The 24,625-nt window shown below is 66.1% G+C and carries 25 protein-coding genes and 1 pseudogene; 16 read left to right on the top strand and 10 right to left on the bottom strand.

Translation table 11 applies throughout. From position 1 onward, the window contains the following. Positions 1–258 precede the first annotated feature (258 nt). From SIN08_RS08350 to SIN08_RS08335, 4 genes are all read right to left on the bottom strand, one after another. A complete protein-coding gene (locus tag SIN08_RS08350) occupies positions 259–816 on the bottom strand; it encodes a thioredoxin family protein (protein ID WP_322451106.1) in 558 nt (185 codons plus the stop codon). Positions 817–870: 54 nt separating this feature from the next. Next, positions 871–1,545, bottom strand: a complete 675-nt coding sequence (gene rpe, locus SIN08_RS08345; protein WP_322451105.1) for a ribulose-phosphate 3-epimerase — start codon at positions 1,543–1,545, stop codon at positions 871–873. 108 nt (positions 1,546–1,653) lie between these two features. Next, a complete protein-coding gene (locus tag SIN08_RS08340) occupies positions 1,654–2,349 on the bottom strand; it encodes a GntR family transcriptional regulator (protein WP_322451104.1) in 696 nt (231 codons plus the stop codon). Beyond that, a complete protein-coding gene (locus SIN08_RS08335) occupies positions 2,346–3,710 on the bottom strand; it encodes a formimidoylglutamate deiminase (RefSeq protein WP_322451103.1) in 1,365 nt (454 codons plus the stop codon). The genes SIN08_RS08340 and SIN08_RS08335 overlap by 4 nt, the downstream gene beginning before the upstream one ends. 83 nt (positions 3,711–3,793) lie before the next feature. On the opposite strand from SIN08_RS08335, the gene hutI reads away from it, so the two are divergent. The 12 genes from hutI to SIN08_RS08275 all read left to right on the top strand — a co-directional run bounded on the left by hutI (position 3,794) and on the right by SIN08_RS08275 (position 14,049). Beyond that, on the top strand, positions 3,794–5,002 hold the full coding sequence (hutI, locus tag SIN08_RS08330) for an imidazolonepropionase (protein ID WP_322451102.1): 1,209 nt from the start codon (positions 3,794–3,796) through the stop codon (positions 5,000–5,002). Between the two features lie 37 nt (positions 5,003–5,039). Further along, positions 5,040–6,578, top strand: a complete 1,539-nt coding sequence (gene hutH / locus SIN08_RS08325) for a histidine ammonia-lyase (RefSeq protein WP_322451101.1) — start codon at positions 5,040–5,042, stop codon at positions 6,576–6,578. Then, a complete protein-coding gene (gene hutG / locus SIN08_RS08320; RefSeq protein WP_322451100.1) occupies positions 6,575–7,384 on the top strand; it encodes an N-formylglutamate deformylase in 810 nt (269 codons plus the stop codon). The genes hutH and hutG overlap by 4 nt, the downstream gene beginning before the upstream one ends. Continuing rightward, complete coding sequence (hutU, locus tag SIN08_RS08315; protein ID WP_322451099.1) at positions 7,384–9,057, top strand: urocanate hydratase; 1,674 nt, start codon at positions 7,384–7,386, stop codon at positions 9,055–9,057. Before hutG ends, hutU begins: the two co-directional genes overlap by 1 nt. 156 nt (positions 9,058–9,213) lie before the next feature. After that, entirely contained in the window at positions 9,214–9,921 is a 708-nt protein-coding gene (locus SIN08_RS08310; RefSeq protein ID WP_322451098.1) for a DUF1045 domain-containing protein, read from the top strand. A 3-nt stretch (positions 9,922–9,924) separates the two neighbouring features. Then, positions 9,925–11,061: an alpha-D-ribose 1-methylphosphonate 5-triphosphate diphosphatase gene (locus tag SIN08_RS08305; protein ID WP_322451097.1), complete on the top strand. Its 1,137-nt coding sequence runs from the start codon at positions 9,925–9,927 to the stop codon at positions 11,059–11,061. Beyond that, positions 11,062–11,691: a phosphonate metabolism protein/1,5-bisphosphokinase (PRPP-forming) PhnN gene (gene phnN, locus SIN08_RS08300; RefSeq protein WP_322451096.1), complete on the top strand. Its 630-nt coding sequence runs from the start codon at positions 11,062–11,064 to the stop codon at positions 11,689–11,691. A gap of 64 nt (positions 11,692–11,755) precedes the next feature. Beyond that, complete coding sequence (locus SIN08_RS08295) at positions 11,756–12,112, top strand: metalloregulator ArsR/SmtB family transcription factor (RefSeq protein ID WP_322451095.1); 357 nt, start codon at positions 11,756–11,758, stop codon at positions 12,110–12,112. Between the two features lie 21 nt (positions 12,113–12,133). After that, positions 12,134–12,685, top strand: a complete 552-nt coding sequence (locus SIN08_RS08290; RefSeq protein ID WP_322451094.1) for an SRPBCC family protein — start codon at positions 12,134–12,136, stop codon at positions 12,683–12,685. 36 nt (positions 12,686–12,721) lie between these two features. Then, on the top strand, positions 12,722–13,225 hold the full coding sequence (locus SIN08_RS08285) for an SRPBCC domain-containing protein (RefSeq protein ID WP_322451093.1): 504 nt from the start codon (positions 12,722–12,724) through the stop codon (positions 13,223–13,225). Between the two features lie 30 nt (positions 13,226–13,255). Then, positions 13,256–13,621 carry a hypothetical protein gene (locus tag SIN08_RS08280; RefSeq protein WP_322451092.1) on the top strand — a complete coding sequence of 122 codons (366 nt, stop codon included), beginning with the start codon at positions 13,256–13,258 and terminating at the stop codon, positions 13,619–13,621. A 41-nt stretch (positions 13,622–13,662) separates the two neighbouring features. After that, positions 13,663–14,049 carry a VOC family protein gene (locus SIN08_RS08275; RefSeq protein ID WP_322451091.1) on the top strand — a complete coding sequence of 129 codons (387 nt, stop codon included), beginning with the start codon at positions 13,663–13,665 and terminating at the stop codon, positions 14,047–14,049. 12 nt (positions 14,050–14,061) lie between these two features. On the opposite strand, the gene coaBC is transcribed toward SIN08_RS08275, so the two are convergent. The 6 genes from coaBC to SIN08_RS08245 form a co-directional block, all read right to left on the bottom strand. Then, positions 14,062–15,294 (bottom strand): bifunctional phosphopantothenoylcysteine decarboxylase/phosphopantothenate--cysteine ligase CoaBC, encoded by a 1,233-nt coding sequence (coaBC, locus tag SIN08_RS08270; protein WP_322451090.1) that lies wholly within the window; start codon positions 15,292–15,294, stop codon positions 14,062–14,064. Between the two features lie 103 nt (positions 15,295–15,397). Then, positions 15,398–16,972, bottom strand: a complete 1,575-nt coding sequence (ubiB, locus tag SIN08_RS08265; RefSeq protein ID WP_322451089.1) for a 2-polyprenylphenol 6-hydroxylase — start codon at positions 16,970–16,972, stop codon at positions 15,398–15,400. A gap of 7 nt (positions 16,973–16,979) precedes the next feature. Then, positions 16,980–17,756, bottom strand: a complete 777-nt coding sequence (gene ubiE / locus SIN08_RS08260; protein WP_322451088.1) for a bifunctional demethylmenaquinone methyltransferase/2-methoxy-6-polyprenyl-1,4-benzoquinol methylase UbiE — start codon at positions 17,754–17,756, stop codon at positions 16,980–16,982. 150 nt (positions 17,757–17,906) lie between these two features. Further along, entirely contained in the window at positions 17,907–18,227 is a 321-nt protein-coding gene (locus SIN08_RS08255; protein WP_322451087.1) for a hypothetical protein, read from the bottom strand. Between the two features lie 77 nt (positions 18,228–18,304). Next, complete coding sequence (locus tag SIN08_RS08250) at positions 18,305–18,964, bottom strand: peroxiredoxin (protein WP_322451086.1); 660 nt, start codon at positions 18,962–18,964, stop codon at positions 18,305–18,307. Between the two features lie 371 nt (positions 18,965–19,335). Then, entirely contained in the window at positions 19,336–20,925 is a 1,590-nt protein-coding gene (locus tag SIN08_RS08245; protein WP_322451085.1) for a peptide chain release factor 3, read from the bottom strand. A 140-nt stretch (positions 20,926–21,065) separates the two neighbouring features. On the opposite strand from SIN08_RS08245, the pseudogene SIN08_RS08240 reads away from it, so the two are divergent. The 4 genes and pseudogenes from SIN08_RS08240 to SIN08_RS08220 form a co-directional block, all read left to right on the top strand. Then, positions 21,066–21,359: pseudogene (locus SIN08_RS08240) on the top strand (ArsR/SmtB family transcription factor); the annotation flags it as partial. 686 nt (positions 21,360–22,045) lie between these two features. Continuing rightward, positions 22,046–22,531: a dUTP diphosphatase gene (gene dut / locus SIN08_RS08230; protein WP_322451277.1), complete on the top strand. Its 486-nt coding sequence runs from the start codon at positions 22,046–22,048 to the stop codon at positions 22,529–22,531. Between the two features lie 102 nt (positions 22,532–22,633). After that, a complete protein-coding gene (locus SIN08_RS08225) occupies positions 22,634–23,443 on the top strand; it encodes an isocitrate lyase/phosphoenolpyruvate mutase family protein (RefSeq protein ID WP_322451084.1) in 810 nt (269 codons plus the stop codon). A 141-nt stretch (positions 23,444–23,584) separates the two neighbouring features. Continuing rightward, positions 23,585–24,541: a TAXI family TRAP transporter solute-binding subunit gene (locus tag SIN08_RS08220; protein ID WP_322451083.1), complete on the top strand. Its 957-nt coding sequence runs from the start codon at positions 23,585–23,587 to the stop codon at positions 24,539–24,541. Positions 24,542–24,625: the final 84 nt, after the last annotated feature.

Here is a 24,625-nt window from a genome sequence, read left to right as displayed (position 1 = left end):
GTGGACCGGAGCCGTGCTCCCAAGTGAGGCGAGCGGCAAAAATAACCGCGTCATCCCGGGCAAGCGGCATAAGCCGCGCCGAGCCGGGACCCATTGAGTTGGCTCGGCCGGTCTCCGCAGACGGTGCAGCGTCGCCGAAACACGCCAGGATGAGGACGGAGCCGTGCGCTACGACGTTCTTCCAATGGGTCCCGGATAAGCCTACGGCTTTCCGGGATGACACCCTTCGAGCGCTGCAGTTGTTTCAACCAGCTCTGCTTACGCTGCATCCTTCCACTTGATCGAGCAGCCCATGGAGGGAATCTGGTCCTGAGGCCCCTTGCCCGTCTCCGCCACCTGGACCATCGCCTCGTAAAGGTCGCGCCTCAAATCCCCCGCACCTTCCTCCTTGCGGGAGGCGTCCAGGCGACCGCGGTACTGCAGCTTCAGATCGGCGTTGAAGCCGAAGAAGTCCGGCGTGCACACGGCGTCGTAGGCGCGTGCCACGCTCTGGTCCGCGTCGTGGAGGTAGGGGAAGGTGAAGCCGTGCTCGCGGGCGAATGCCGCCATGTTGTCGAAGGAGTCCTCGGGGTAGGTCTCGGCATCGTTCGCATTGATGGCGACGAAGCCGATGCCGTGCGCCTTGAGATCGTTTGCATCGCGCACAATGCGGCGGATCACGGCCTTCACATACGGACAGTGATTGCAGATGAAGGCCACGACCAGCCCGTTCGGTCCGGCCTGGTCGAAGATCCTGTGCTGCTTGCCGTCCGTGCCGGGCAGGGTGGCGTCCACCGCCGGCCATCCGAATTCGCAAACGGGCGGAACTGCTGCCATCGTTCTTTCCTCCGTTTTCTCTTCAGTCGCTTGTTCGCGGCACTTGGTCAAGCCTCAGGTGCTTGCCGCCGCCTCCCGCAGGGCGGCGATGTTCCGTGCATAGGCGGTCTCGCCTTCGCCCCTGAACAATGCCGAACCGGCGACCAGCACATTGGCGCCGGCTTCCACCATGGCGCCTGCGCTTTCCGTCGATACCCCGCCGTCCACCTGAATGTCGATCGGCCGGTCGCCGACCATGGCCCGGATGCGGCGGATCTTTTCGAGCGTTGCCGGGATGAACGCCTGGCCGCCGAAGCCCGGATTGACCGTCATGACCAGGATCAGGTCGACCGTATCCAGCACATACTCGACCGCACTCTCCGGCGTCGCGGGATTGAGCGAGACGCCGGCCCTCTTGCCGAGCTTGCGGATGGCCTGCAGCGAACGGTGAAGATGCGGCCCGGCCTCGGCGTGAACGGTGATGTTGTCGCAGCCGGCTTCCGCGAAGGCGGCGATATAGGGGTCGGCAGGTGCGATCATCAGATGGCAGTCGAAGGGCTTGTCGGTACGGTCGCGAATCGCCTTCACCACCGGAGGGCCGAAGGTGATGTTGGGGACGAAATGCCCGTCCATTACGTCGAGATGGATCCAGTCCGCGCCCGCCGCCGCAACCGTGGCGACCTCCTCGCCCAGGCGCGAGAAATCGGCGGCGAGGATGGAGGGGGCGATGAGCGGCTGGCGCGCGGGCATGCGGTTTCCTCTGTTGCGTTGGGAAGGTGCGCCGTCGCAGCTCGTGGTACGATACGCACGTCATCCCGCCCTCGCTCTAACCGCTGCCCCGAGACTTGTCGAGACGTCTCAAAGCCGCGTCACCATGCGGTGCGACGGCGGGTGGATCATGCTGACCAGCGTGATCGGGCGCTCGCGCAGCCAGGTGATGCGCTCGCCCACGAAGACCGGCTCGCCGGCGCGCAGTTGCAGCACGGCCGCCTCCTCCGGGCCCGCGGCCGCGGCGCGGAAGGTGAACTCGGCCTCGGTGAAGGGTGCGTTCTCCACCAGCCATTCGTTGGGGCTGACCGTCTCGAAATCGGCCGTTCGCGCACCCGGCACGGCGTCGAGATTGATCCAGCGGTCCTCGAGCTGGTAGGGCGCGTTGTCGGCCAGATGCAGGCAGCGCACACGAAGCAGCGGCACGCCATCGTCGAGCCCGAGGCGCGCACGCACGATCTCCGGCGGGGAGGGCTCCTCGCGGCTCAGGAGCCGGTATCGGTACGTTGCCCCCCGTCCCTCGATCTCCTGGCGCACCAGTGGGATGACGAAGCGGGCTTCGCGCACCGGGTGCAGCGCAACGCGCGTGCCGGCGCGGCGGCGGCGCTCGACAAGGCCGGCGCGGGCCAGTTCCTGGAGCGCGCGGTTGACGGTCGCCCTTGCGGCGCCGAACTCGCGTGCCAGCGCTTCCTCGCCGGGAATGAGTGCGCCGGGCGGCCAGCGCCGCTCGGCGATACGCCGCGCCATTTCGTCACGGAGCGTGCGGAAGGAGCTGCGCGCGCTCATAAGCCTACGACGATCTTCTCAAGGCGTGCCCGGTAGCGCCCGGCGATCGCCTCCCGCGCCACATGGCGGCCGCCCTGCACGCTGTGGCGCCCCGCCGACCAGAGGTCCGTCACCGCCTCGTTGCCGCCGGCGAAGATCCAGCCGTCGAGGATCGCGTCACCCGATGCCAGGCCGGCGAAGGCGGCGGGGTCGAGGGCAACGAGGTCCGCCCACCTGCCGGTCTCCAATGCGCCGCTCTCCCGCCCGAGCGCCCGGGCGCCGCCGGCCAGTGCCGTATCGTAAAGGGCGCGGCCGCAGGAGGCGCCGGGTTCGGCCAGAACGGTGCGCGCCCGGTCCTTCAGCCGCTGCGAATATTCGAGCTGACGCAGCTCTTCGGGCACCGAAATGCGCACGTTGGAATCGCTGCCCACGCCGAGCATTCCGCCTGCCCGGCGGAAGGCGGAGCCGTTGAAGACGCCGTCGCCGAGATTGGCCTCGGTGATGGGGCAGAGGCCGGCCACGGCGCCGGTACGCGCGAGCTCTCTCGTCTCCACCGCGTTCATGTGCGTGGCGTGGATCAGGCACCAGCGCCGGTCCACCACCGCCTCACCCAGCAGATATTCCACCGGCCGTGCACCGAAGGCGGCGAGGATTTCTTCGACCTCCGGTCCCTGCTCGGCGATGTGGATGTGGAAGGGTGCTTCCGGCCGCAGAGCCGAGACCGTGCGGATCTCCTCTGCCGTGGCGGCGCGCAGGGAATGGGCTGCCGCGCCGAGCACGGTATCGGCGGGCAGGTGCGCCAGGTGCCCCTGTGCGCCGGCCATAAGCCTTTCGAAAGCCGCCATATCGTTGCCGAAGCGCAATTGTCCATCCGCCAGCGGGCGCCGGTCGGCGCCGCCGTAGCGGTAAAGCACCGGCAGGAGCGTCAGGCCGATGCCGGTCTCTCCGGCCGCGTCGGCGATGCGTGCGGCAAGCTCGGCAATATCGGCATGGGCGCCGCCGCCCGGCTGGTGGTGCAGGTAATGGAACTCCGCAACGGCACAAAAGCCGGCCTCCTGCATTTCCATGAAAGCAAAGGCGGCGATGGCCTCGATGTCTTCGGGCGAGAGCCGGTCGAGAAAGCGGTACATGGTCTGCCGCCATGTCCAGAAGCTGTCCCGGCCCTTCTGCCCGCGGCGCTCGGCAAGGCCCGCCATGGCACGCTGGAAGGTATGGCTGTGCAGATTGCTCAAGGCCGGCAGGAGCACGGGCACGCGGTATGCCGAGGCCGGCGCCGCGCCCGCCTCGACCGCGGCAATGCGCCCGTCGGCGCCGATCGTCACGCGCACGTCGTCCTGCCAGCCTGCGGGCGTGAGCGCGGTTCGGGCGAAAATCTCTTGCATGGCGCCACCGTCCTGATCTACAAATCAATTTGTATATACATAATCGGCAAAAGTCTAGACAAAGCCATGAGTGTCCCCAGTCGATGAAGCACAGTGTTCTCACACAAGCGAAGCTTGCCACCATGGCGCCCTCGGGCGCGCCGTACGGGCTGGTTGAGGACGCCGCCATCGCCATCGAGGATGGGCGCATCCGGTGGGCCGGACCGCGCGAAGATCTTCCCGCAAAGTGGGTCCGCGCCGAGCAGACGGGCCTTCGCGGGCGGCTCGTCACCCCGGCCCTCATCGACTGCCACACCCATCTCATTCATGGCGGCAACCGTGCCCGTGAATTCGAAATGCGGCTCGAGGGCGCCAGCTATGCGGAGATCGCGCGGGCGGGCGGCGGCATCGTTTCCACCGTGGCCGCCACGCGGGCCGAAGACGAAGAGGCGCTCGTGCGGGGAGCGCTCCCGCGGCTCGATGCGCTTGTGGCGGAGGGCGTGGCGACGATTGAGATCAAGTCCGGCTACGGGCTGACGGTCGCGGACGAACTGAAGATGCTGCGCGCCGCGCGAGGGCTGGGCGAGGCACGCCGCGTGCGGGTGAAGACCAGCTATCTTGCCGCCCACGCCGTGCCGCCGGAATATAAGGGAAGACCGGACGCCTATATCGACGAGGTGGTTTTGCCCGGGATGGACGCCGCGCATGCGGCCGGACTGGCGGATGCGGTCGATGGGTTCTGCGAGGGCATCGCCTTCTCGCCGGAGCAGATGGCACGCGTGTTCGAACACGCGCGCGCGCTCGGCTTGCCGGTGAAGCTCCATGCCGAGCAGCTTTCCAACCTCGGCGGTGCCAAGCTTGCCGCGAGCCATGGCGCGCTCTCGGCGGACCATCTGGAATATCTCGACTTGGACGGTGTTGCCGCCATGGCGGCGGCCGGCACCGTGGCGGTGCTTCTGCCGGGAGCGTTCTACACGCTGCGTGAGACGCAACTGCCGCCCGTCGAGGCGCTGCGCGCGGCGGGCGTGCCGATTGCGGTAGCCACCGACTGCAACCCCGGCTCCTCGCCGCTCGTCTCCCTGCTTCTGGCCATGAACATGGCCTGCACGCTCTTCCGCCTCACGCCCGAGGAAGCGCTCGCCGGCGCCACGCGCGAGGCCGCCCGCGCCCTGGGCCACGGCGCGGAGATCGGCACCGTCGAGCCCGGCAAGCGCGCCGAACTCGCCGTCTGGGACGTCGAGCATCCGGCCGAGCTTGCCTACCGGATCGGCTTCAATCCTCTTCACCGTCTCATCATCGGAGACGCCGAATGATCCCTTCACCGGCCGCAGTCATGGGGGCGCAACCGCAATGACACTGACCCTCACCCCGGGTACCGTCTCGATCCACACGCTGGAGCAGCTCTGGCGCGAGGGTCCGGCAGTGCGCCTCGACCCCGCCTGTCACCCGGCAATCGAAGCCAGCGCAAAGCGCATCGCCGAAGTGGCCGGCGGCGCGGCCGTCTATGGCGTCAACACCGGCTTCGGCAAGCTTGCTAATGTGCGCATCCCGGCCGGCGACGTGACAACCCTGCAGCGCAATCTGATCCTTTCCCATTGCTGCGGCGTCGGTGCGCCGCTGGAGGAAGGGATCGTCCGTCTGGTCATGGCGCTGAAGCTCATGTCGCTCGGCCGCGGTGCATCGGGCGTGCGGATGGAGACCGTACGGCTCCTCGAAGGAATGCTGGCGCACGGCGTCATTCCCGTCATCCCGGAAAAGGGCTCCGTCGGCGCCTCGGGCGACCTCGCGCCGCTCGCCCATATGGCCGCGGCGATGATCGGCGAGGGCGAGGCTTGGGTCGCGGGCGAACGCTTGCCGGCTAAGGCGGCGCTGGAGAAGGCTGGTCTCGCGCCGATTGTCCTGCAGGCCAAGGAGGGTCTGGCGCTGATCAACGGCACCCAGGTCTCGACCGCGCTGGCGCTCGCCGGCCTGTTCCGCGCCCATCGCGCGGCGCGCGCGGCGGTCATAACAGGCGCCTTGTCGACCGATGCCGCAATGGGTTCCTCCGCCCCCTTTCATCCGGAGATCCACACCCTGCGCGGCCACCAGGGCCAGATCGACACGGCGACGGCGTTGTGGCGGCTGCTCGACGGCTCGGAGATCCGCGAGAGCCATCGCGAGGGCGACGAGCGCGTGCAGGACCCCTACTGCATCCGTTGCCAGCCGCAGGTGGACGGCGCCTGCCTCGACATACTGCGCCAGGCCGCTAGCACGCTCGAAATCGAGGCCAACGCCGTGACCGACAATCCTCTGGTGCTGTCGGACGGGTCGGTTGTTTCCGGCGGCAACTTCCACGCCGAGCCGGTGGCGCTCGCCGCCGACCAGATCGCGCTTGCCATCTGCGAGATCGGCGCCATCGCCCAGCGGCGCATCGCGCTTTTGGTCGACCCGGCGCTCTCCTTCGGCCTCCCGGCGTTTCTCGCCAAGAAGCCGGGGCTCAATTCCGGTCTGATGATCGCCGAGGTGACCTCCGCCGCGCTGATGTCGGAGAACAAGCAGATGGCGCATCCCGCTTCGGTCGATTCCACCCCCACCTCGGCCAACCAGGAGGATCACGTCTCCATGGCCTGCCATGGCGCGCGCCGGCTTCTGGCGATGAGCGAGAATCTTTTCGGCATCGTCGCCATCGAGGCCGTCACCGCGGCGCAGGGCATCGACCTGCGTGCGCCGCTCAAGTCCAGCGAGGAGCTGATGAAGGCGCATGGGGCGATCCGCTCCGCCGTGCCGGCACTGGAGGTCGACCGTTTCATGGCGCCCGATCTGGAAGCGGCAATCGAACTCGTACGCTCGGGCCGGCTCAACACCAGCGTCTCGCCCGGGATCCTGCCGGAACTGAGGAGTGCAGCATGAACCCCGTCGAAGTCGCCCGGGGCGATTCCCCCGTCATCCTGGCGTTCCCCCACACGGGCACCCACGTGCCGGAAGACATATGGGAGCGGTTGAACGCCGAGGGGCGCAAGCTGCGCGACACGGACTGGCATGTCGACAGGCTCTATGCGGGCCTCCTGCCTGCGGCGACCATCGTGCGTGCGACCTTCCACCGCTATTGCATCGATGCCAATCGCGACCCGTCGGGCAGGACGCTCTATCCGGGCCAGAACACGACCGCCCTGATCCCGCAAACCGATTTCGACAACCAGCCGATCTGGGAGGACGAAGGAGGGATCGGCGAGACGGAATCGGTAACACGCCTCTCCGCCTTCCACGGGCCCTATCATGCCGCGCTCGTGGCGGAGATCGAGCGGGTGAAGGCGCTGCACGGCGTGGTGATTCTCTACGACTGTCACTCGATCCGCTCCCGTTGCCCTTTCCTGTTCGAGGGGCGCCTGCCGGACCTCAACATCGGCACCGACAACGGGCTCACCTGTGCTCCGGAGATCGAAGAGGCCGCGCGCGAAATCTGCAGCGCGGCGGACGGCTACAGCATGGTTGTCAACGGGCGCTTCCGCGGCGGCTGGACGACGCGCTTCTACGGCCAGCCGATGGAGAACGTCCACGCCATCCAGATGGAGCTTGTGCAATCCGCCTATCTGGCGAGCGAGAGCGAACCCTTCGCCTACGACGCCGGGAAGGCTGAGCGGCTGCGCCCGCACCTGCGCGCGCTTCTTGAGCGTCTGGAGCAGATCGCCTTTTCCATGAAGAAGGACCAGGATTGATGACCGACCCGCGCCACAACATTCGCGAGGTGAAGGCGCCGCGCGGCCCGGAGCTGAACGCCAGGAGCTGGCTCACCGAAGCGCCGCTCCGCATGCTGATGAACAATCTCGACGCCGAGGTGGCGGAGAACCCGAACGAGCTCGTGGTCTATGGCGGCATCGGGCGGGCGGCGCGCACCTGGGATGATTTCGACCGCATCGTTGCGACGCTCAAGGATCTCGGCGAAGACGAGACGCTGCTCGTCCAGTCGGGCAAGCCGGTGGGCGTCTTCCGAACCCACGCGGACGCCCCGCGCGTGCTCATCGCCAACTCCAACCTCGTGCCGCACTGGGCCAACTGGGACCACTTCCACAAGCTCGACCGTGCCGGGCTGATGATGTACGGCCAGATGACCGCCGGCTCCTGGATCTATATCGGCAGCCAAGGCATCGTGCAGGGTACCTACGAGACCTTCGCCGAGGCCGGCCGCCAGCATTATGGCGGCGACCTCGAGGGACGCTGGATCCTGACCGCCGGGCTCGGCGGCATGGGCGGCGCCCAGCCGCTCGCGGCGGCCATGGCGGGCGCCTGCTGCCTGGCGGTCGAATGCGATGAGACCCGCATCGATTTCCGCCTGCGCACCCGCTATCTCGACGAGAAGGCGGAAAGTCTCGACGAGGCGCTGGCGATGATCGAGCGCTGGACGAAAGCCGGAGAGGCGAAATCGGTCGGCCTCCTGGGCAATGCGGCGGAGATCTTTCCCGAACTGGTAAGAAGAGGCGTGGCGCCCGACATCGTCACCGACCAGACCTCCGCGCACGACCCGCTCAACGGCTATCTGCCCGAGGGCTGGTCGCTGGCCGAATGGCGCGAGAAGCGCGAGAGCGATCCGAAGGCGGTCGAGAAGGCGGCGCGGGCCTCCATGCGCCGGCATGTGGAGGCGATGGTGGCCTTCTGGAACGCCGGCGTGCCGACGGTTGATTACGGCAACAATATCCGCCAGGTGGCAAAGGAAGAGGGGCTGGAAAACGCCTTCGCCTTTCCGGGTTTCGTGCCGGCCTATATCCGCCCGCTCTTCTGCCGCGGTGTCGGCCCCTTCCGCTGGGCCGCCCTTTCCGGCGACCCGGAGGACATCTACCGCACTGACGAGAAGGTGAAGGAGCTTCTTCCCGACAACGATCACCTCCACCGCTGGCTCGACATGGCGCGCGAGCGCATCGCGTTCCAGGGGCTGCCCGCCCGCATCTGCTGGGTAGGGCTCGGCGACCGGCACCGGCTGGGCCTCGCCTTCAACGAGATGGTCGCGAAAGGCGAATTAAAGGCGCCGGTGGTGATCGGCCGCGATCACCTCGATTCGGGCTCCGTCGCCTCGCCAAATCGCGAGACGGAGGCGATGAAGGACGGCTCCGACGCCGTTTCCGACTGGCCGCTCTTGAACGCCCTCCTGAACTGCGCCTCCGGTGCCACCTGGGTGTCGATCCACCACGGTGGCGGGGTCGGCATGGGCTTTTCCCAGCATGCCGGCGTGGTGATCTGCGCCGACGGCACGGAAGGCGCGGCAAGGCGCATCGAGCGAGTGCTGTGGAATGACCCGGCGACTGGCGTCATGCGCCACGCCGATGCCGGTTACGACATCGCGCTCGAATGCGCCCGCGAGAAGGGGCTGCGCCTGCCGGCGATCCTGGGCAACTGAGCGCGCTCGGAACCGGAAGAGCGCTGTCTGCATTGATCCCGGCCGCGGGATGCGTGAAAATGCATCCCACGTCAGGCCGGGCCCGGCATTTCAGCGGGGTTCGTCTTTCTGTCATGCAAATCGCCTATTGGGTCGCGATCTGCGAGGAAACGAATCATGCGCTATGCCATCTATTTCACGCCGGACAAGCACGACCCGCTGGGCCGCGTGGCCGAGCGCTGGCTGGGCCGCAGCGCATTCGGCCGCGAGGTGCCGCCGCCTTCCGGTATCGGCGCGTTTTCCGCCGCCGAGATCGCCTTTCACACCGCCGCGCCCCGCCGCTACGGCTTCCATGCGACGTTGAAAGCGCCCTTCCACCTGGCCGAGGGCAAAACCGAGGATGCACTGATCGGCGCACTGGCCGCATTCGCCGAAAGCCGCGAACCGGTCTGCATCGAGCGGCTGGCGCTGGCACGGCTCGACGGCTTCTTTGCCCTGGTGCCGGCCGAGCCCTCGGCCGAACTCGATCGGCTGGCCGCCGATGTCGTGCGCGAATTCGAGCCTTTCCGCGCGCCGCTCGAGCCGGAGGAAATCGAGCGGCGGAGTCCGGACAACCTGACGCCGGAACAGCTTAAAAATCTCCATCAATGGGGCTATCCTCACGTTTTCGACGCGTTTCGATTCCACATGACACTGACGGGGCGCGTGCCGGCGGCGGAGGCTCAGCGGATGGAGCGTGCAATCGACTTCTTCTTCGGTCCGCTCCTCCTGGAGCCGCTGGAGATCGGCTCCCTGGCGCTGTTCGCCGAACCGGAGCTTGGCGCGCCGTTCCACGTGAAGTCCTTTCACGCCCTCGGCGGCGCAAGGGAGAGAAAGTCTGCCTGAGTAATGCATGAAATCGTTCTGAAGAATGCCCGCATCGTTCTAGCCGATGAGGTGATCGAGGGCAGCCTGGTGGTGCGCGACGGCCGGATCGCCGAGATCGCGGCAGGTCCGGCGCGGACCGGCGAGGATCTCGAAGGCGATTACCTCATTCCGGGGCTGGTGGAGCTGCATACGGACCATCTGGAGCGACACTATGCGCCGCGGCCGAAGGTGCGGTGGCATCCGGTCGCCTCCGTGCTCGCGCACGATGCGCAGATCGCCACGTCCGGGATTACGACCGTATTCGACGCCCTGCGCGTCGGCATGGATGGCGAGGGCGACGTGCAGACACAGGAAATGCGCAGCCTCGCCGACGCGATCGAGGAGAGCGCCGCCGCCGGCCGCCTGCGCGCCGAACATTTCCTGCATCTGCGCTGCGAGGTTTCCGTTCCCGACTGCCTTTCCGGCTTCGCGCTGTTCGACGGCGACGACTACGTCAAGCTTGCATCGCTGATGGACCATTCGCCCGGCCAGCGCCAGTTCACCGATCTTCAGTCCTACGCGGTGTACTACCAGGCCAAGACGAAACTGTCGGACGATGCGTTTCGTCTCTATTGCGCACGGCGCCAGGAGGAGTCGCAGCAAAACTCCGCGCCCAACCGCCGCGCCGTCTCGGCCGCCTGCCAAGAGCGCGGCATCATTCTCGCCAGTCATGACGACGCCACGCTTGAGCACGTGGATGAGGCGGCGATGGACGGCGTGCGCGTGGCCGAGTTCCCGACCACCGCCGCGGCGGCGAAGGCTTCCAAGGCGGCGGGAATGGCGGTGCTGATGGGTGCGCCGAACCTCGTGCGGGGCGGCTCGCATTCGGGCAACGTCTCGGCGCGGGAATTGGCCGAAAACGGCAGTCTCGACATCCTTTCCTCCGATTACGTCCCTTTCAGCCTCATTCAGGCCGCCTTCCTCCTGGGCGAGACGGTCGAGAGCATCGGGCTGCCGCGGGCGATCGCCAAGGTGTCCAAAAATCCCGCCGCCGCCGTCGGACTCGACGACCGGGGCGTGATCGAAGAGGGCCGGCGCGCCGATCTCGTGCGCGTGCGGCCGGACGGAGGCGTTCCCGTGGTGCGCACCGTGTGGCGCCAGGGCGCGCGCGTGGCGTAGATGATCTCCGAAACCATCGAGCGCACGCAGGAAGAAACGCCCTTTCCCATAAGGCATGGGGTGTTCGTGGCGGTTGCCGGGCCTTCAGGCGCCGGCAAGGATTCTTTGATCGACTATGCGAGACCCCGGCTGGGCGCGCTCGCGGCCGACATCGTCTTTGCCCGCCGTATCATCACGCGACCGCCCGAAGCCGGTGGCGAGGCACATGATGCGATGGACGCCGAAGCGTTCGAGCGGGCGCGGGCGGAAGGCCGCTTCGCGCTAAGCTGGCGCGCGCATGGGCTCGGCTATGCGCTTCCGGCAAGCGTGGACGCGACGATGCATGCCGGCGGTGTCGTGGTGGCCAACGTCTCGCGCGCCGTCGTCCCGGACATCAAGGTGCGATACGCCCACGTCGCGCCGGTCCTGATTACCGCGACGCCCGAGGTGCTGGCAGAGCGCCTGGCCCGGCGCGGGCGCGAGACGCGCGAAGAGGTGCTGGCGCGGCTGGCGCGCGGTACCGACAGCGGCCTTCTGATCGACGATGCGATAACGATCGACAATTCCGGTCCCCTGGAGGTCGCCGGCGAACGCTTCCTGGGCGTGCTGCGCCGGGCGGCCGCCTGGAGCGACATCGGCGGCATGGATTGAACTGATTTTCCAATAATTAAACCGCTCGGTTGACTATCTTCATGGATCGGGTATTCTCAACCACATGGTTGAGCAACGTCCCGCCACACTCGATGCCGTTTTTCATGCGCTGTCCGATTCCACGCGGCGCGCCATGCTGCGCGAGCTTTCGCAGGGAGAACGCACCGTCAGCGCGCTTGCCGCTCCCTTTTCCATGTCGCTCGCCGGCGCGTCGAAGCATGTGAAGGTGCTGGAGGGGGCGGGTCTGGTGCGCCGCCGCGTGGAGGGGCGCACCCACTACTGCCGGCTGGAGGCTGCGCGGCTTGCCGAGGCGGAAGCCTGGCTGCGCTACTACGAGCGCTTCTGGACGCGCCGGCTCGACACGCTGGAAGCATTGCTCATCGAGGACGAGCGGCAGCGGCGGAAGAACCACACGGAATAAGCCTGTTACGGGAGAGATCCAATGAACGTGCCTGATCCGGATGCCTATGGCGTCACAACGGCCACCGATACCGTCTGCTTCGAGCGGCTGCTTCCGGGCCCGATCGAACGCGTCTGGGCCTACCTTACAGAGCCCGAAAAGCGCAAGCAGTGGCTTGCCGGCGGCGAGATGGAGCTGAAGGCCGGAGGTGAGGCGAATCTTCTCTTCAAGCACTCCGAGTTCACGGACGAGCCGGCACCCGAACAATATGCCGAGATGAACACGAAGGGCTTTTCCTCGCAGCATCGCATTCTCGACATCGACCCACCGCGGATGCTCGCCATGACGTGGCCGGGAGAGGACGCGCATGAAAGCGAGGTCGTTTTCGAGCTCTTTCCGGAAGGCGAGAAGGTGCTTCTGGTGGTTACCCATAAAAGGCTCGCCGACCGCGGCGAGATGGCCAACGTCGCCAGCGGCTGGCATGCGCATCTGGGCGTCCTCGCCACCGTGCTTGAGGGTGGCCGGGCCAAGCGCTTCTGGTCGCGTATTCCGGAACTGGAAGCGGATTATCAGAAGCGTTTTGCCCAGGATTGAAGGTTTCAAGCCACAGGCCGGCGGGAGAGAGCGTCCATGGATGAAAAGGGATACTGCCTCGATGAGCGGGCCGTGCGGTTCGAACGCATGCTGCCCGGCCCTGTGGAGCGCATCTGGGCGCATCTCACCGAATCCGATCTGTTGCCGGTCTGGTTCGGCGGCGAGGGAATGGCCTATCGGATCGCGCCGCGCGAGGGCGGCGCGATGCGGCTTGCCGACGGCCATATTCGCGGCGTTGTCACTCGGTGGAAGCCGCCCCACCTGCTCTCCTACACATGGAACGTCTTCGACGGCGACGAAACCGAATCCGCCCACCCCGAGTCCAATGTGACGTTTGCCTTGGAGGAGAGGGGCGACGAGGTCCTGCTCATCCTCACCCACCGCCCGATCCAGCCCGCCTTCGAAGGGCGGACGCTGATGGGCTGGCACACGTTTCTCGACCTCCTGTCCCAAATGCTCGCCGGCAGGGCGGTGGAGAAACGCGAGACCGCGATGCGGCGGAACGCCGGCCTCTATGACGTGAAACTGCCCTCGGAATGAGAACGTAAGAACGCTTGCAAGGAGGAAGCCATGAAGCCCGCATTCAACGGTGGCCGCAACATCGCCATGAAAGTGCCGCCGCACCAGTATGAGGCAACCGTTGCCTTTTACCGCGACGTTCTGGGCCTCGAACCGATCGAACACCACCAGCCGGCGGTCGGCTTCAAGTTCGGTATGAACCAGCTCTGGATCGACCGCGCTCCGGGAATGAGCCAGGCGGAGCTTTGGCTCGAGGTCGTGACGGACGATATCGGTGCCGCCGAGGAGCATCTGCGTCAGGCGGGTATAGCACGCTGTGACGAGATCGAAGATCTTGGCGAAGGCTTTGCCGGCTTCTGGATCTCCAGCCCGGCCTCGATCATCCACCTTATCGATCTGAAGTCCGGTGCCTGGTGAGTGGTGCAACAGCGGAACACGATAAGCGAAAGGAAGAGACGATGATCCGATGCAACCTCTCCTCCGTGGTGGTTCTCGACCAGCAGAAGGCCGAGGATTTCTATGTGGGCGTTCTCGGCTTCAAGAAGAAGCATGACTTCCCCGCCGGCGGCGCGCGCTGGCTCACCGTTGTTGCGGCCGACGGCTCAGGCGCCGAACTGGCACTTGAGCCGGCCGGCTACGATTTCGCCAAGGCCTACCAGAAGGCGCTTTATGAGCACGGGATTCCCTTCACCTCGCTCGGCTGCGACGATGTGCAGGCGGAGTATGAACGGCTGACGGCAAAAGGCGTCAAATTCCGCGGCCAACCGCAGAAACATGCCGATTTTCCGACAACGGCCATTTTCGAGGACACCTGCGGCAACCTGATCATGCTGCACGAGGCATAGGCTATCGCGCTTTCAGGGTGCAGTCGCCCCAAGTCGCTCCGCGACCAAAGTCGCCAGTCTTTCGGCGACTTTCTCCTTGCTCGTCTCCGGCCATTCCTCAACACCGGTTTTGGAGACGATTTTCACGTGGTTGCGCGCGCCGCCCATGACGCCGCGCGCGCCGATACCGCTGTCGTGCGAAACGTCGTTTGCGACGATGATGTCGGCACCCTTCTTCTCGAGCTTGACGCGGGCGTTCTGCTCGAGATCGTCCGTTTCGGCTGCAAAGCCGACGACCAGCGCCGGGCGCTGCTTGTGATGGCCGATGCCGGCCAGGATGTCCGGGTTTTCGACAAGCTCCAGCGCGGGTGCATTCTCCCCCTTGCGCTTCTTGATCTTGTCGCCCTTCTCATTGGCCGGCCGCCAGTCGGCGACAGCCGCCACGAAGATGCCTGCATCCGCCGGCAAGAGCGCTTCGACGGCGTCGCGCATCTGCCGCGCGCTCTCGACATGAATGGTCGTCACGCCTTGCGGGTCGGAGATCGACACCGGTCCCGACACGAGTTGCACATCGGCGCCGAGCCGCGCCAGGGCCGCGGCGATGGCATGCCCTTGCCTGCCCGATGAGCGATTGGCGATGTAGCGCACGGGATCGACGGCCTCGTGTGTCGGCCCGGAGGTGACGATGATCCGGCGGCCGGTGAGCGGCCCGGAGGGGCCGGCGAAATGATCCTCGATCGCCGCAACGATCTCCAGCGGCTCGGCCATGCGCCCCTCGCCCGCCTCGCCGCCCTCGGCCATCTCGCCGCTGTTCGGCCCGACGAAGCGGATGCCGTCCCCGGTGAGCGTGTCGCGGTTGCGCCCCGTGGCCGGATGCGCCCACATTTTCGGGTTCATGGCGGGCGCCATCAGAACCGGCTTGTCCGTCGCAAGCAGCACCGTGGAAGCAAGGTCGTTGGCGAGACCCGTGGCGAGCTTCGCCATCAGATCCGCCGTCGCCGGGGCGACCACAACCAGATCCGCCTCGCGCGAAAGACGGATATGGCCGACGTCGTGCTCGTCCTGTCGGTCGAAGAGGTCGGTGAAGACGTGATCGGCCGAAAGCGCGCCGACAGAAAGCGGCGTGATGAAGGTCTGCGCGGCCCCGGTCATCACGCAGCGGACGGTGGCGCCGCGCTCGCGCAGGCGGCGGATGAGGTCGAGGCACTTGTAGGCCGCGATGCCGCCGCCGATGATGAGAAGGATGCGTTTTCCCGAAAGGCTCACGGAGGCCTCCTCAGGCCGGTTTCACGACGGGCTCCCCATCCGTATGGACGAAATCGTCGCTCTTGAAAAGCAATGGCGACCTGCGCCCCGCCGCCGCGCATGATCAGAACAACTGCCACATGATAACGAAAACCGCGGCAGCGATGACCCACAGCGCGACGCGCCCGAAGCGCGTGTGCCGCGCTCCGGCGCGGCCGATGGCTTCCGCCGTTTCCGTGTCGAGGCGCAGGCCGTGCGCGGCCATGGACTCGATTTCGCGTGACAGGCGCTCCGTGCGGGCGGCCAGTTCCGGCACCTGGCGGACGAGTGCAACCAGTGCGTTGAGCCCGTCACGCGCGTCCGTCACCATGCCGCGCGGGCCGAGATTGGCCTTGATATACTCGGAGACCACGGGCTCCGACGCCTTCCACATGTTGAAATGCGGATCGAGCGTGCGCGACACGCCCTCTACCACCACCATAGTCTTCTGCAAGAGCAGGAGCTCGGGCCGGGTCTGCATGTCGAAGAGCTCTGTCACCTCGAACAAAAGTGTCAGAAGCCGGGCCATGGAGATCGTTTCGGCGGGCTGACCGTGGATCGGCTCGCCGATCGCCCGCAGGGCCTGGGCGAAGGCGGCGACGTCGTGATGCGCCGGCACGTAACCGGCCTCGAAATGCACTTCGGCCACCCGGCGAAAGTCACGCGTGATGAAGCCGTAGAGGATCTCGGCAAGGAAGCGCCGCTCCTTCTTGCCGACACGGCCCATGATGCCGAAATCGACGGCGACGATGGTGCCGTCGCGCTCGACGAAAAGATTGCCTGGGTGCATGTCGGCATGGAAGAAGCCGTCGCGCAGCGTGTGCCGCAGGAAGGTCTGGATCAGCGTGACCGCAAGCCCCTCCAGATCGTGGCCAGCAATCCGCAGCGCCTCGATGTTCGACATCTTGGTGCCGTCGATCCATTCGAGCGTCAGGACATCGCGGCCCGTCCGGCGCCAGTCGACCCACGGCACGCGAAAACCCGGGTCGTCCTTGGTGTTTTCGTGAAGCTCGGAGATGGCGGCGGCCTCCAGCCGCAGGTCCATCTCGATCTTCGTCGTCTGGGCGAGCGTTTCCGTCACCTGCACCGGCCTCAGGCGCCGTGCGGCGGGGATGAAGCGCTCCTGCAGCCGGGCGGCCAGGAAATAGCTTTCCAGGTCGTTGTAGAAACGGCGGCGCACGCCGGGGCGGATGATCTTCACCGCCACGCGCTGCATCTCGCCTTCGCGCAGGATCTTGGCCTCGTGCACCTGGGCGATGGAGGCGGCGGCCACGGGCGCGCCGAACCCGGTATAGAGCTTCTCCACCGGCGCGCCGAGCGAGGCTTCGACGGCCGCGCGCGCCTGCCATTCGGGGAAGGTCTCCATCCGGTCCTGCAGGCTCGCCAGATCGAGCGCCATCTCGTGCCCGACCACATCCGGACGGGTGGCCAGGAACTGGCCAAGCTTAACATAGGAGGGGCCGAGCCGGTCGACGGCGATCGCCAGCCGCTCCGGGCGATCGCGCGCGCCCGCCCGCCTGCGCGAGATGAGCTTGGCGAGGCGCCAGCCGAACCGCGGCATGCCCTCGAGCTGGTCCACCGGCAGGGCGGCAATGACGCCTTCACGCAACAGGATCCAGCCCGCGCGGACGAGGCGGAGATATGCGCCGATCGTGCTCATCCGCGCGTCAGATCTTCCAGCCGGAATGGAGCGCGGCGATCCCGCCCGAATAATCGCGCCAGGTGACGCGCGAGAAGCCGGCCGTCCGCATCATCTCGGCGAAGTTTTCCTGGTTGGGGAACTTACGGATCGATTCGACGAGATAGCGGTAGGGCTCGTCGTCGCCGGCGACCATTCTTCCGATGCGCGGAATGGCGTTGAAGGACCACGCGTCATAGGCCTTGTCGAGGAAGGGCATGCGCACGTCGGAGAACTCCAGGCACAAAAAGCGCCCGCCGGGCCGCAGCACGCGGAATGCCTCGGAAAGCGCCGCCGCGATCTGCGGCACGTTGCGGATGCCGAAGGCGATCGTATAGGCATCAAAGGTGGCGTCGGGAAAGGGCAGATCTTCCGCATTCGCCTCGATGAAGTTCAGGTTGGCGCCAATGCCGCGCTTTTCGGCACGGTCCCGGCCGACAGCCAGCATCGAGCCGTTGATGTCGAGCACCGTGGCATCGGCTTGGTAATTTGAAGCCTCGACGATGCGGAAGGCGATATCGCCCGTGCCGCCGGCAACGTCCAGCGCCTTGAAGCCCGGCCGCCGCGGCGGCGCGAGCCAGGTCACCATCGCATCCTTCCAGACGCGGTGGAGCCCGCCCGACATGAGGTCGTTCATCAGGTCGTAGCGCTCGGCGACACGGTGGAACACGTCGTTGACGAGTCCCTGTTTCTCGCCCTCGCCGACGCGGCGAAAACCGAAGGCCGTCTCCATTCCGCCCGAAATCGTGGTGCGCTCGTCCGACATTGCTCTCCCTCGAAAAACGGCGCGACCATAGCCGATCACTCGTATGGGCGCCATTGCCAATAGCAGCGATGTAGGGCTGCGTTCCGAAAGCCGGATGCAAAAAGGCACCCCCTGGGAAGTGGAGGAGGGCTTTTGGACGTTTCGCCGCAGTCAGCGATCCGGCATGAGGACCTGTAGGTCGGTCTCGGACAGGGTCTCCACCGTTTTGGTTGCCTTGTCGTAGACGCAGACGACGAACTGGCGCCCGTCGGCGTATCGGGACCGGCCGGTTACAACCGCAATGCCGTAACTCTCCGTTCCGAAAGGGTCGACCCAGGCGGTCTTGTCCTCAAGCGTGGTGGTTGCGGCAAAGCATTTGCCTTCGATATCGGCCTTGAACGCCTCCCACGCTTCGGGGGAGGCGGCGGAAGCGGCGGAAGCGGCGGAAGCGGCGAGAAGAAACAAGGAAGTGGCAGCAATACGCAACGCCATGAAAAAGGCTCCATCCCGAACCGGACGGAGCCTTTTCCATTACGATGGCCGATCTGTGGCGGCCGGCCCCGGCCGACTCAGGCCGAAGGCTGCTTCGTCTTCCTGAGATAGGGCAGGACCGTCTCGAACGAGCCGAAACGCTGGGTCGCGTCCTCGTTGGAAACGGCGGGCGTGATGATCACGTCCTCGCCCAGCTTCCAGTTGGCCGGCGTGGCCACCTGGTGCTTTGCGGTGAGCTGGATCGAATCGATGGCGCGCAGGATCTCGTCGAAATTGCGCCCGGTCGTCATCGGGTAGGTCAGGACCAGCTTGATCTTCTTGTCCGGGCCGATCACGTAGACTGTGCGCACGGTCGCGTTGTCGGCCGGCGTGCGCCCCTCGGACGAGTCGCCGGCATCCGCCGGCAGCATGTCGTAGAGCTTGGCGATCTTCAGCTCCCTGTCGCCGATCAGCGGATACTCGACCGCGAATCCGGTCGCCTTCTGGATATCCTCCTTCCAGCGCTCGTGGTCCTGGACCGGGTCGACCGAGATGCCGATGATCTTGGCGTTGCGCTTTTTGAACTCGTCTTCGAGCCCCGCCATCGCACCCAGCTCGGTGGTGCAGACCGGGGTGAAGTTCTTCGGGTGGCTGAAGAGCACGGCCCAGCCGTCGCCGATCCACTCATGGAAGTTGATCGTGCCGTGTGTGGTCTCGGCCGTGAAATCCGGCGCGGTATCATTGATGCGAAGGCCCATGGCTTCTCTCCCTGCTTGAAGCGGCTTTCCACTAGGATAGGTGCGGTCCACTTTTTTATTGAGCACTGAAATGGGCGTGATGGGACCGGCAAAGGAAAACTATACCACAGCGAAGGGGGAGAATGAGACGGGTTTTTACTTGGAACCCTATGCCGGGACCGTGGCAACGGCGCCGGCTGAAAAATCCGACCATGGGACGCACGCGGCGATCTCGCCTCGTGGCGCGCGCAGCCACACCGCGCAATGCGCCCGCATGGTCATAAAGCCTACGCCAAACACACGCGCTCTACGCAGGAACAAGCATTGCCAGGCTAGAGGCCGGGCCGGACATTTTCAATTGCAAAGGCGGAGTTTCCACAACCTTTGATTGTCTAGGCCGCCTCGCGCACCTGATAGTCCTTGACGGCGGTGAAACGGATGGCCGGCCAGCGCTCGGCTTCGTAATTGAGGCCGAACTGGTGCGGTGCGAGGAAGACCGGATCTTCGTCCAGGTCGCGGGCGATGTCGCCGCGATGGGCGGCGATGAAGCGTTCCAGCTCGCTGCGGTCGTCGGCCGCGATCCAGCGGCAGACGGAAAAGCGCGCCGCCTCGAAATCGACCGGCAGGGTGTATTCGTTCTTCAGCCGCTCCCTCAGCACGTCGATTTGCAGGGCGCCGACGACGCCGACGATGGCCGGCGAGCCGTCCTCCGGCGTGAAGAGCTGCACCACGCCTTCCTCCGCCATCTGCTGCAGGGCTTCCTTCAGCTTCTTCGCCTTCATCGCGTCGGAAAGCCGCACGCGGCGCAGGATCTCCGGAGCGAAGTTCGGCACGCCCCGGAAGAGAAGCTCCTCGCCCTCGGTCAGCGTATCGCCGATCCTCAGCGTTCCGTGATTGGGAATGCCCACCACGTCGCCGGCGAAGGCCTCGTCGGCGGTGATCCGGCTCTTGGCGAAGAAGAACTGCGGGGCGGAAAGGCTGATGGGCTTGCCGGTGCGCACCAGCTTCGCCTTCATGCCCCGCTCGAGCTTGCCCGAGCATACGCGCACGAAGGCGATGCGGTCGCGGTGATTGGGGTCCATGTTGGCCTGGATCTTGAAGACGAAGGAGGTCATCTTCTCCTCCGTCGCCTCGACCTTGCGCGCATCGGCATCCTGGGCGCGCGGCGCCGGCCCGATGGCCCCCAGCGCCTCGATCAGGTCGCGCACGCCAAAATTCCTGAGTGCCGAGCCGAAATAGACCGGCGTGAGGTGCCCCTCGCGGAAGGCGGCGAGGTCGAAGGGTCTGCAGGCCTCCCGCGCCAACAGCATCTCCTCGACGAAGGCCTCGCGCTCGTGCTCCGGCAAGAGCCCCGAAACGGCATCGGCTTCCGGCCCGTTGACGGGCATGGGACGCACGTCCGCATCGGAATGGCGAATGGTGTTGTCGGCCAGGTGGTAGGTTCCCGAAAAGCTCCTGCCGCGGCCGATCGGCCAGGTGACAGGCGCGGTGTCAAGCGCCAGCTTCTCCTCGATCTCGTCGAGGATCTCGAAGGGGTCGCGGCTTTCCCGGTCGAGCTTGTTGACGAAGGTGATGATAGGAATGTCGCGCAGGCGGCACACCTCGAAGAGCTTCAGCGTGCGCGGCTCGATGCCCTTGGCGGCATCGATCACCATGACGGCCGAATCCACCGCCGTCAGCGTGCGGTAGGTGTCGTCCGCGAAATCCTCGTGGCCGGGTGTGTCGAGCAGGTTGAAGACATGGTCGCCATATTCGAAGGTCATCACCGAGGTGACGACCGAGATGCCGCGCTCGCGCTCGATCTTCATCCAGTCGGAACGCGAATGCACGCGGTTCTTCTTCGCCTTGACCTCGCCGGCGAGCTGGATGGCGCCGCCGAACAGAAGCAGCTTTTCCGTCAGCGTCGTCTTGCCCGCGTCCGGGTGCGAAATGATCGCGAAGGTGCGGCGGCGCGCCACCGCGTCGGCGATTTTATCGGCCATGTCCTGAAGTCCTTTTGACGGCCGGGCTCTTAGCAGCCATGGCCGCCGCTGTCGAATGTAAATCGGGCTGTATATAGGGAGCTTGCGGGCGCATTTCAGCCCAGATTGACTATTACATTAGTTTCTACTAATCATTAGTAATGACTAATGATATTGCGCAGCTGACCGCGCTGGCCGACCCTACCCGCCGGGCTGTCTTCGAACTGGTTGCAGAGCGGCCACGCTCGGTGGCGGAGATCAAACGGGCCCTGCCGGTCACCCAGTCGGCGGTCTCGCAGCATCTCAGGGTGTTGAGGGAAGCGCAGCTCGTCCGCGCCGAGCCCAAGGGCGCCAGCAACATCTATCACATCGATCCCGATGGGCTGGCGCACCTTCGCGCGGAGCTCGATCGGTTTTGGAGCAAGACGCTGGCGGCCTACAGGACGGCCGTCGAGGACCCCCCCGGAGGAGGAGGCACAATGAACAAGCGTGCAGCAGAGACGTCCGTGAAAAAGTCCATCGCGGTCGAGGCGCCGGTCGAGCGCGCATTCAAGGTCTTCACCGAGGAGTTCGGCCGTTTCAAACCCGCCGAGCACAATCTGCTCGCCGTTCCGATCGCCGAGACGGTCTTCGAGCCTTGGGTCGGTGGCTATCTCTATGACCGCGGCGTCGACGGCAGCGAATGCCGCTGGGCGCGCGTTCTGGCCTACGAACCGCCCAATCGGGTGCTGCTCAGCTGGAACATCAATCCGCAATGGCAGATCGAGACCGACCCGGACAGGACCAGTGAGTGGGAGGTGCGGTTTACCGCAGAGGCGGCACATCGCACCCGCGTCGAGATCGAGCATCGAAACCTGGAACGCCATGACGAGGGCTGGGAAGGCGTGCGCGACGGTGTTGCCGACGATCAAGGATGGCCGCTGTACCTGCAGCGTTTCGCCGACCTTTTGGCCCGCCAGGGCTGAAGGCCGCATGTCGGCGGCTGGGAATCAGGCGGGGTAGTGTGTGCCTCCACTCTCAGGGCGGGTGCCGTCCGCCAATCCGACTTCAATTCATCAAGTTCTGATGAAAGGCGTTGAAAAACACCGTGGCGGAAGGCGGCGGAATTGACGCCTCTGCCTACCGGCGCCAGATAGGAGCCATGGTGAACCCCTCCGCCTCCATGCCGGTCTTCGGCCCTACGCTCGGCATCGTGCGCCTGCCGCATGCCGAGGGGCTGCCGCTGCCGGCCTACGAATCCGCCGCCGCGGCGGGCATGGATCTGCGCGCGGCCCTTCCCGAGGATCGGCAGGTGATCCTGCTTCCCGGCAGGCGCGCGCTCGTTCCCACCGGCTTTGTGATGGAGATCCCGGAAGGTTTCGAGGGGCAGGTGCGGCCGCGCTCGGGGCTGGCGCTGCGCCACGGGATCACCTGTCTCAACACCCCCGGCACCATCGATGCCGATTATCGCGGGGAACTGCAGGTCCTGCTGATCAATCTGGGCGAGGAGGACTTCGCGGTGACACGCGGCATGCGAATAGCTCAGCTCATCATTGCGCCGGTCGTTCGCGCGGTACTGGAGGAGCGGCGGCATCCCGGCGAGACGGCGCGCGGCAATGGTGGCTTCGGATCGACCGGCAGCGTCTGAGGCGGCTTCGCGCGGGTGACGGCATGCGCGCGATGCGCCCTTGACATCGCCGCCGCCCGCGCGCCTCATCGGCTCGTCTGAAAATTTCGATGGAACGGAACCATGCGCGACATCGGCTCGATTTTCCGTGCACTTCACGAGGACGAAGGTGTCTTCGTCCTCCCCAATCCCTGGGACGTCGGCACGGCCAGGCTGCTTGCCGCGGCCGGCTTCAAGGCCCTGGCGACCACCAGTGCGGGCTACGCGTTCTCGCGCGGCCTGCCCGACGGCGGCGTGCATTTCGAGGAACGCATGGACCATTGCCGGGAGATCGTCGCGGCCACGCCTCTTCCTGTCTCGGCCGATCTGGAGCACGGCAAGGGCGAGAGCCCGGACAGCGCTGCCGAGACGGTCTTCGCCGCGGAGGCGGCGGGGCTTGCCGGCTGTTCGATCGAGGACGCGACCGGCGACCCGGCCCGGCCCATCTATGATTTCTCGCTGGCGGTGGAGCGCGTCGCCGCGGCGGCAGAAGCGGCGCGCTCGCTGAAACGCGACTTCGTCTTCACCGCGCGGGCGGAAAACTTCCTGTGGGGCCGCGCAGATCTCGAAGACACGATTGCCCGGCTGCAGGCCTTCGAGAAGGCGGGCGCCGACGTGCTTTATGCACCGGGGCTGAGCGAGCTCGACCAGGTGCGCGCCGTCTGTACCGCCGCCGGCAAGCCGGTGAACGTACTGGCGACGGCCGATTTCTCCGTCTCCGCACTGGCCGAAGCCGGCGCCAAGCGCATCTCGCTCGGCTCCAAGCTCACCAATCTTGCCTTCGGCGCGGTCGAGCGCGCCGCCCGGGAGATGCTGGAAGAAGGCACATTCACCTTCGCCCAGGAGGTGATGCCGTTCGCGCGGCTGCAGGCGATGTTCTCCGAGAGGGGGTAGCGGCCGTCTCGAATCCTGTTTCGCCCGGCGACACTTGCCGCTATTGTGCCGGCTGAGCCGCGCGGCCGGGCTTTTGTTCCGTGTCGCGGGAGCCGATATCCAGTCCTTTCCAGGGCGCTGAAAAAAGCAAGCGGAGGAGCAATGTTGCACATGAAACGGAACATCCTGGTCGCCGGCGCGGTGGCGTTCGGCCTCGGCCTCAACGCGGCCGCGGCGAACGCGCAGGAATTCATCAACGTGCTGACCGGCGGCACCTCGGGCGTCTACTACCCGCTCGGCGTGGCGTTGTCGAAGGTCTATGGCGACAACATCGAGGGCGTGCGCACGCAGGTGCAGTCCACCAAGGCGTCCGTGGAGAACCTGAACCTGCTCCAGCAGGGCCGGGGCGAGATCGCCTTCGCGCTGGGCGACTCCGTCAAGTCCGCCTGGGAGGCGGACGAGGAAGCCGGCTTCCCGCAGCAGCTCGACAAGCTGCGCGGCATCGCCGCCATCTATCCCAACTACATCCAGATCGTCGCTTCCGAGGAATCGGGCATCGAGACCTTCGAGGACCTGAAGGGCAAGCGCCTGTCCGTGGGCGCGCCGGCCTCCGGCACGGAGCTCAACGCACGGCGCATCTTCGATGCCATGGGCATGAGCTATGACGACCTCGCCCAGACCGAATACCTGCCCTTCGGCGAATCGGTCGAACTGATCAAGAACCGGCAGCTCGACGCCACCTTGCAGTCGGCCGGGCTCGGCGTCGCCTCGATCAAGGACCTGGCGCTGTCTGTCCCGGTGACCATGGTCGCTGTGCCGGAGGAGGTGGCCGAGACCCTCGGCGCGCCCTTCATCTCGGCGACGATTCCCGCCGGCACCTATGAGGGCCAGGAACAGGATGTGCCGACATTGGCCATCACCAACATCCTCGTCACGCATTCCGACGTCTCCGAGGAAGTTGCTTACGAGATGACGAAGCAGCTCTTCGAGAATCTCGACGAGCTGACCGCCGCCCATTCCGCCGCCAGGGCGATCTCGGCGGAGAACGGACCGCAAGGGGTTCCCGTGCCGCTCCATCCGGGTGCGGAGCGCTACTACAAGGAGCAGGGCCTGCTCTAGACATTCCGCCCGAAACGGTGCCGCACCCCGCCGGACGGGGTGCGGTCCAAGGCCGCGAAAGCGGCAACGGGATGTGCGGAATCA

Source organism: Chelativorans sp. M5D2P16, from assembly GCF_034427935.1.
GTDB lineage: Bacteria > Pseudomonadota > Alphaproteobacteria > Rhizobiales > Rhizobiaceae > Chelativorans.
This window is presented reverse-complemented; position numbering and strand designations above follow the sequence as displayed.